General features: G+C 69.7%; 3 protein-coding genes. 1 reads left to right on the top strand and 2 read right to left on the bottom strand.

Annotated features, from left to right (window positions below):
* Positions 1-23: 23 nt before the first annotated feature.
* Together AB0J68_RS27920 and AB0J68_RS27915 are read right to left on the bottom strand one after the other, a co-directional pair.
* On the bottom strand, positions 24-1,484 hold the full coding sequence (locus tag AB0J68_RS27920) for a M1 family metallopeptidase (RefSeq protein ID WP_354855359.1): 1,461 nt from the start codon (positions 1,482-1,484) through the stop codon (positions 24-26).
* A 107-nt stretch (positions 1,485-1,591) separates the two neighbouring features.
* Complete coding sequence (locus tag AB0J68_RS27915) at positions 1,592-3,013, bottom strand: M1 family metallopeptidase (protein WP_363941343.1); 1,422 nt, start codon at positions 3,011-3,013, stop codon at positions 1,592-1,594.
* 393 nt (positions 3,014-3,406) lie between these two features.
* On the opposite strand from AB0J68_RS27915, the gene AB0J68_RS27910 reads away from it, so the two are divergent.
* The gene (locus tag AB0J68_RS27910) at positions 3,407-4,528 is read left to right on the top strand and encodes a sugar phosphate isomerase/epimerase (RefSeq protein ID WP_354855357.1); all 1,122 of its coding nucleotides are present in this window, start codon (positions 3,407-3,409) and stop codon (positions 4,526-4,528) included.
* Positions 4,529-4,556 lie beyond the last annotated feature (28 nt).

The following is a 4,556-nucleotide window of genomic DNA, read 5'->3' as shown; positions in this document are numbered from 1 at the left end:
ACCGAGGCCCCCGGGGCACCTTCCTAGAGCTTCTTGGGTTGGGCGGGCTTCTTGGTGCCGTTGAGCCACGCCTCGAAGAGAGCGTCGAGCTGCTTGCCGGAGATCCGCTCGGCGAGGGCCACGAACTCGGCGGTGGTGGCGGTCCCGTTGCGCTTCTCCGCCGCCCAGGTCTTGACGATCTGGAAGAACGCCTTGTCGCCGACGGCCACCCGCAGCGCGTGCAGGGTCATCCCGCCACGCTGATAGACCGACTCGCTGAACAGGTCCTTCACCCCCGGCTTGCCCGGCGGGGTCTTCCACACCGCGGCCGGCACCCGCTCGTAGCGGATGTCGAACGCCTGCTTCGCGGTGTACTGCTTGGTGTGCTCGGCCCACAGCCACTCCGCGTACGTCGCGAAGCCCTCGTTGAGCCAGATGTCCTCCCACTTGGCCAGCGCCACGCTGTCGCCGAACCACTGGTGGGCCAGCTCGTGGGCGACCACCTCGGTGTTCTCGCCACGGCGGAAGAATCCGGCGGAGTAGACCGGGCGGCTCTGCGTCTCCAGCGCGTACCCGATCCGGCTGTCCGAGACGACCACACCGCCGTACGCGTCGAACGGATACGGCCCGAAGACGGTCTCCAGGTAGTCGGCCACCTTGACGGTCTGCGCGATCGACGCGTCCGACGCGCCCTTGGCCACCTTGGTGGTGACGGCGCTGTAGACCGGCTTCCCCTTGTGCTGGCCGGTGGTGATCCGGAACTTGCCGATCACCACGGTGCTCAGGTAGCTGGCCATGGGCGACTTCTCCGACCACTTCCAGGTGGTCCAGCCGTCCTTGGTGGTGTTGCCGCCCGGCACGCCGTTGCTGACGGCGGTCAGGCCCTGCGGGACGGTGACCTCGAAGTCGTACGCGGCCTTGTCGGACGGGTGGTCGTTGACCGGGAACCAGGTGCTCGCCGACTCCGGCTGGCCCAGCGCGATCGCGCCGTCGGCGGTGTGCAGGAACCCGCCCTCGCCGAGCACCTCGTTCTTCAGCGGCTTCGGCACCCCCTCGTACACGATCTCCGCGACGAAACCGTTGCCCGTGATCAGGCCGGCCGCCGGCTTGATCACCAGCTCGTTCTTGTCCCGGGTGTAGGTGGCCGGTGCGCCGTCCACGGTGACCGTCTTGACGGTCAGACCGGCCAGGTCGAGGTTGAACGTCGACAGGTCCGCCGTCGCCGTGGCCTGCACGGTTGCCGTACCGGTCAGCCGGTCCTTCGCCGGGTCGTAGCGCACCTTCACGGTGTACTTCCCGACGTCGTACCCGCCGTTGCCGTACGTCGGGAAGTACGCGTCCCCGAGCCCGGCCGCCCCGGCGGTGAAGGTCCGCGACGGCGTCGGGGACGCGCTCGGCGTCGGGGCCGCGGCCTCCTTCGTGGACGAGTCGCATCCGGACAGCACGAGCGCCCCGGTCACCAGCAGACCGGCACCCACCCGCAGCCTGCGCCGCGTTCCCCGCATCACGAACCCTCCCCGTACACCCGGTGCGGGGGGCCTGGCCACCCCGCGCGACCGGCGCTCCTGCCTGATCGCAGGCGGCAGCCTATCGACAGATGATCACGAGGCCGTCACGGCAGGGTCGGTGCCGCTCCGCCCACCAGCCACGCGTCGAGGAGCGGCCGTAGCTGCCGGTCGGCCACCCGCTCGGCCAGCGCCACGAAGTCCGAGGTGGTGGCGGTGCCGCCCGCCCGCTCGGTGGTCCAGGTACGCAGGATGCGGAAGAAGGTGTCGTCACCGACAGTCCGGCGCAGCGCGTGCACGGCGAGCGCGCCGCGCTTGTAGACCGCGGTGCCGAACATCCGCTCCCGTCCCGGCTCGACCGACGGCTGGGACCAGTCGGTCGACGCGTACTGCAGCTCGAAGTTGCGCTGCGCGGTCCGACCGCCGTCGTGCTCCTCCCACAGCCACTCGGCGTAGCTGGCGAAGCCCTCGTTGAGCCAGATGTCGCTCCACCGGTGCAGGGAAACGCTGTCGCCGAACCACTGGTGGGCCAGCTCGTGTGCCACCACGCCGGGGTTGGGATGGTCGTCGGTGAAGAAGGCGGGCCCGTAGACCGGCCGGGACTGGGTCTCCAACGCGTACCCGATCCGGTCGTCGGCGACCACGATCCCGCCGTACGAGTCGAACGGGTACGGGCCGAAGCGGCTGGCCAGGAAGTCCACGATCTCGCCGGTGCGGGCCAGGGAGCCGGCCGCCCCACCGTTCGCCGGCAGGCTCGCCGCGACAGCGGTGACCAGCGGTCGTCCGGCGTGCTCGCCGTTGACCACCCGATAGTTTCCGATCACGAGGGTGCTCAGGTAGCTCGCCATCGGGGTGCGCTCCGACCAGCGCCAGGTGGTCCACCCGTCGGCGCTGCTCTTCGGCCCGGGCACCCCGTTGCTCAGCGCGGACAGTCCGTCCGGGACGGTCACCGCGATGTTGTAGCTGGCCTTGTCCGACGGGTGGTCGTTGACCGGGAACCAGGTGGCCGCGGAGTCGGGCTGACCGAGAGCGATCGCCCCGTCGTCGGTGTGCAGGAAGCCGCCGCTGCCCAGCTCGCCGTCGGTCACGGCGGTGGGCACTCCCGCGTAGTCGACCGCCACGGTGAAGGTCCGGCCGCGCGGAAGCCGGTCGCGCGGGGTGACCACCAGCTCGCCGTCATCGCGGCGGTGCTTGGCGCGCTCGTCGGCGACGGTGACCGCGCCGACGTCCAGGCCGACCAGGTCCAGGTTGAACCGGGACAGATCCTGGGTGGCCGTCGCCGTGATGGTCGCCCGACCGGTGAGCCGGTCGGTCTTCGGGTCGTAGCGGACGTCCAGCCCGTAGTGCGTGACGTCGTAACCGCCGTTGCCATGGCCCGGCACGTACGGGTCGCCGACGTCCGCGGCGCCGGGTCGGAACCCGCCGTCGTCGTCGCCCGTGCACCCGGCGGCGGTCAGCGTGACGGCGCAGCTCAGCACCGTGAGGGCGGCGGCCAGCCTGCGGGACGGTGTGCGTCCGGTCAGGACCATGCACGACTCCTTCGTCCCTCGGTCACGACGAGCGTAGCCAGCGTCATCGGACCCGACGCGCATATTGACGATCATCGGTTACTTTCGCTTAAACAAACAAAAGTTCGTGCGGATCGATGCTTTCTTTTGGCTTCGACCGACGTTAGTGTCTGTCTCCAAGATGTAACGCGCTCGGAACATTCAAGCCGATCGTGTCCATGGACGGGACCGGCGTCCCGCACCACCACGCCGCAGCGACGGCGTGGAAACTGCCCCTTCGACTCGCGGTACCCGGGCACGCCCTCGGCTTCACCGGGACGCGGATCGGGCGCTCGGCGGCGCCCGCGACCTGACCCCTCGTCGCACCTCTGCTGATCGTCATCGACGGCCACCACCGTCGCGAAAGGTGGAACAATGCCAGATCACACCGCACCCAACGCCTCATCTGCCGGTCGGCTCAGCCGCCGCTCCCTGCTTGCCGCGTCGGCCGGAGCCGCCGCCGCGCTCGGCGCCGCCGGCCTGCCGGTCCTCGCCACCGGCACCCCCGCGCTCGCCCACCCCAAGGACAAGGGCAAGAGCAAGCTGCGGGTCGAGCCGCTGATTCCGTCGAAGAACCGCGGCATCATCCTCTACAGCGTCCGGGACCGGATCACCGCCGCCCCCGACGACAGCGGCGTGCCGTACGGCTTCGAGCGTGTCCTCGCCCGGCTCGCCGAGATCGGGTACAAGGAGATCGAGTTCGCCGGCTACACCCAGAACACCGAGATCCTGGGCCGGCAGATCACCCCGACCGAGATTCGCAAGATCCTCGACGACAACGGCCTGGTCGCCAACGGCACGCACGCCTCGATCCAGGCGGCCACGTTCCAGCAGCAGCTGGACATCGCCGAGGAACTCGGCATGAAGAACATCGGCACCGGAAGCGACCCGACCAACAGCGCGTACAAGGCCGACTGGGACGCCGCCGCCGACACCTGGAACGAGCTGGGCCGGCAGGCGCACGCCCGGGGCATGCGCCTCTACACGCACAACCACGACGTCGCGTACAGCTTCCTGCTCGACTCCGGGCCGCTGGACGCGCAGGGCCGCCCGACCCGCTCGTCGGGCATCCGGCGGCTGGAGTACTTCTTCGGCAGGACCGACCCCCGGTACGTCTTCTTCGAGTTCGACATCTACTGGGGCTACGTGGCCCGCTACAAGCACCAGAAGTACGTCGACCCGGCCGGACGCGAGGTGACCGATCTGTTCGACCCGATCCTCAACGTGGCCGACCGGACCACCCGGTTCCCGCTCTTCCACGCCAAGGACGGCGACCGGGACACCAGCGTGCCCAACGGTCACCAGATGACCCCGCTCGGCGAGGGCGACATCAACTTCCAGCAGTTCTTCCAGACCATCGGCGAGCGGGACTTCCACCACGCCAACTGGGAGATGGACACCGCCCCCGGCGGCACCGCCAACCGGGCCCAGTCGCTGGACTTTGCGGCGCTCAGCTACCGCAACATGTCGGACCTGACCATCTACCTCAAGAAGTGACCTCCGGCGCGGCCGGCGTCCGTCCGAC

Source organism: Micromonospora sp. NPDC049580, assembly GCF_040675595.1.
Classification (GTDB): domain Bacteria; phylum Actinomycetota; class Actinomycetes; order Mycobacteriales; family Micromonosporaceae; genus Micromonospora.
The sequence above is the reverse complement of the archived record's forward strand: the minus strand, read 5'-3'. Positions and strand labels throughout refer to the sequence as shown.

Coding starts and splice junctions, on each gene's coding strand:
- AB0J68_RS27920 (WP_354855359.1), bottom strand. CDS start 1,484: ATGCGGGGAACGCGGCGCAGGCTGCGGGTGGGTGCCGGTCTGCTGGTG.
- AB0J68_RS27915 (WP_363941343.1), bottom strand. CDS start 3,013: ATGGTCCTGACCGGACGCACACCGTCCCGCAGGCTGGCCGCCGCCCTC.
- AB0J68_RS27910 (WP_354855357.1), top strand. CDS start 3,407: ATGCCAGATCACACCGCACCCAACGCCTCATCTGCCGGTCGGCTCAGC.